Raw genomic sequence first — 2,753 nt, forward strand, 5'->3', positions numbered from 1 at the left:
CGCCTGCACCGCGACCATCGCGCCACCCGCCGGAAGCTCCTGCATCAAACGGCCACGCGCCGCCACCAACCGGCACGCATCCGCCAGCGACAACACACCCGCCACATGCGCCGCGGCCAACTCACCAATCGAATGCCCGGAGAGGAAATCGGGCCGCAGCCCCCACGCCTCCACCAGCCGGAACAACGCCACCTCAACCGCGAACAACCCGGGCTGAGTGAACCCCGTCCGATCCAGCGCCTCCGCGTCATCCCCGAACAGCACATCCTTCAAAGGCCGTTCGAGATGCGCGTCCAGCTCCGCACATACCGCGTTCAGCGCATCCGCGAACACCGGGTACGCGTAGTACAGCTCACGCCCCATGCCGAGCCGCTGACTCCCCTGCCCCGTGAACAGGAACGCCACCCGGCCACCGGCCACCGAACCCTGAACGAGCCCGGCCGCCGTACGACCCTCGGCGAGCGCCGCCAGGCCGGACAGCAGCCCGTCCCGGTCCTCGGCGATCAGCGCCGCGCGCTCCTCGAACGCCGAGCGGCCGACGGCGAGCGCATAGCCGAGGTCGGCCATCCGCGGCTCGGTCCGTTCGGTCAGGTGGCCGTGCAGTTGCCGCGCCTGCTCGCGCAGCCCGTCCGCCGTCCGGGCCGAGAGCAGCACCGGCAGGGCCGTTCCACCTTCATCAGCGGACTCAACGGTCTCAACGACGTCAGTCGCCGGGGCCTCTTCCACGACGGCGTGGGCGTTGGTGCCGCTGAACCCGAAGGAGGAGATGCCCGCGCGGCGCGGACGGCCGGTCTCCGGCCATGCCACCTGCTCCGTCAGCAGGCTGATGTTGCCCGCCGACCAGTCGACATGCGGGGTGGGCTCGGCCACGTGCAGGGTGCGCGGGAGCACTCCGTGCCGCATGGCGAGGACCATCTTCATCACACCGGCGACACCGGCCGCGGCCTGGGTGTGGCCGATGTTGGACTTGATGGAGCCGAGCAGCAGCGGCTGCCCCTCAGCCCGGTCCTGGCCGTATGTGGCGAGCAGCGCCTGTGCCTCGATCGGGTCGCCCAGCCGGGTGCCGGTGCCGTGGGCCTCGACCGCGTCCACCTCGGACGCCGAAAGGCCCGCACCGGCGAGCGCCTGGCGGATGACGCGCTGCTGCGACGGACCGTTGGGCGCCGTCAGACCGTTGGAGGCACCGTCCTGGTTGACGGCCGTGCCGCGTACGAGCGCGAGCACCGGATGGCCGTTGCGCCGCGCGTCCGACAGCCGCTCGACGAGCAGCATGCCGACGCCCTCGCCCCAGCCGGTGCCATCAGCACCCGCCGCGAACGCCTTGATCCGACCGTCCTCCGCCAGCCCGCGCTGACGGCTGAAGTCCACGAACACACCGGGCGTCGACATCACGGTCACACCGCCCGCGAGCGCGATCGAGCACTCGCCACCGCGCAGCGCCTGGATCGCCGAGTGGAGGGCGACCAGCGAGGAGGAGCAGGCGGTGTCGATGGTGACCGCGGGGCCTTCGAGACCGAAGGTGTAGGCGAGCCGGCCCGAGATCACGCTGGCCGCGTTGCCCGTGCCCATATGGCCTTCGAGGCCCTGCGAGTCGCCCAGCAGCAGGGAGAGATAGTCCTGACCGTTGGTGCCGACGAAGACACCGGCGGTGGAGCCGCGCAGCGTCGCCGGGTCGATCCCGGCCCGCTCGAACGCCTCCCACGACGTCTCCAGCAGCAGCCGCTGCTGCGGGTCCATGGCCAGGGCCTCACGCGGCGAGATGCCGAAGAACGCCGGGTCGAAGTCGGCCGCGTCGCTCAGGAAGCCACCCTCACGGGCGTACGAGGTGCCCTCGACGTCCGGGTCCGGGTTGTAGAGCGTCCGGAGGTCCCAGCCTCGGTCGGCGGGCATGTCCACGATGGCGTCCGTGCCGGACACCAGCAGTTGCCACAGCTCCTCGGGGGTGCGGACACCGCCCGGGAAGCGGCAGCTCATCGCGACGATCGCGATCGGATCGTCGTCGGCCGCCGCGCCCGCCACCGGCGACGCGCCGCCCGTGACCGCCGCCACCTGGCCGCCGAGCAGTTCGGCGAAGAGGTGGTCGGCGAGGGCGAGCGGCGTCGGGTAGTCGTAGACGAGGGTGGCGGGGAGCCGCAGATCGGTGGCGGCGCCCAGGCCATTGCGCAGTTCGACGGCGGTGAGGGAGTCGAAGCCGATCTCGCGGAAGGCCCGTTCGGCGCTGATGTCGGACGCATCGGCGTGGCCGAGAACTTCCGCCACATGGGTCCGTACGAGATCCAGCAGCGCCCGGTGGCGTTCCGCCTCGGGCAGGCCGAGGAGCCGTCGTGCGAGCGCGGAGGCCGTCTCGGCGGGCGCGGCCTCACCGGTCGCGGTGGCGACGCCCCGCGCGGCGGCCTGGCGCACCTCGGGCAGGTCGGCCAGCAGGGGGCTGGGGCGGCCCGCGGTGAAACCCGGAGCGAACCGGTCCCAGTCGACATCCGCCACGGTCACGGCCGCGTCGCCCAGGTCGAGGGCGCGTTGCAGGGCGTCGATCGCGAGGTCGGCGTCCATCGGCGGCATCCCGGCGCGGCGCATGCGCTGCTCCAGCGCCTCGTCGGCGGCCATGCCGCCCGCGGCCCACGGGCCCCAGGCGATCGAGGTGGCGGGCAGCCCCTCGGCGCGCCGCCGCTGGGCGAGCGCGTCCAGGAAGGCGTTCGCGGCGGCGTAGTTGGCCTGGCCCGCGGCGCCCACGGTGCCACTGGTCGAGGAGAACA

At 72.9% G+C, this 2,753-nt stretch carries 1 protein-coding gene; it reads right to left on the minus strand.

Going from position 1 to position 2,753, the window contains the following annotated elements:
- Positions 1-2,753, minus strand: a 2,753-nt coding sequence (locus tag KN815_RS41440) for a type I polyketide synthase (RefSeq protein ID WP_216346944.1), incomplete at both ends; no start/stop codon positions are given.

Origin of the sequence: Streptomyces niphimycinicus, assembly GCF_018883605.1 — a bacterium.
In the GTDB taxonomy this organism is placed as follows: Bacteria; Actinomycetota; Actinomycetes; order Streptomycetales; family Streptomycetaceae; genus Streptomyces; species Streptomyces niphimycinicus.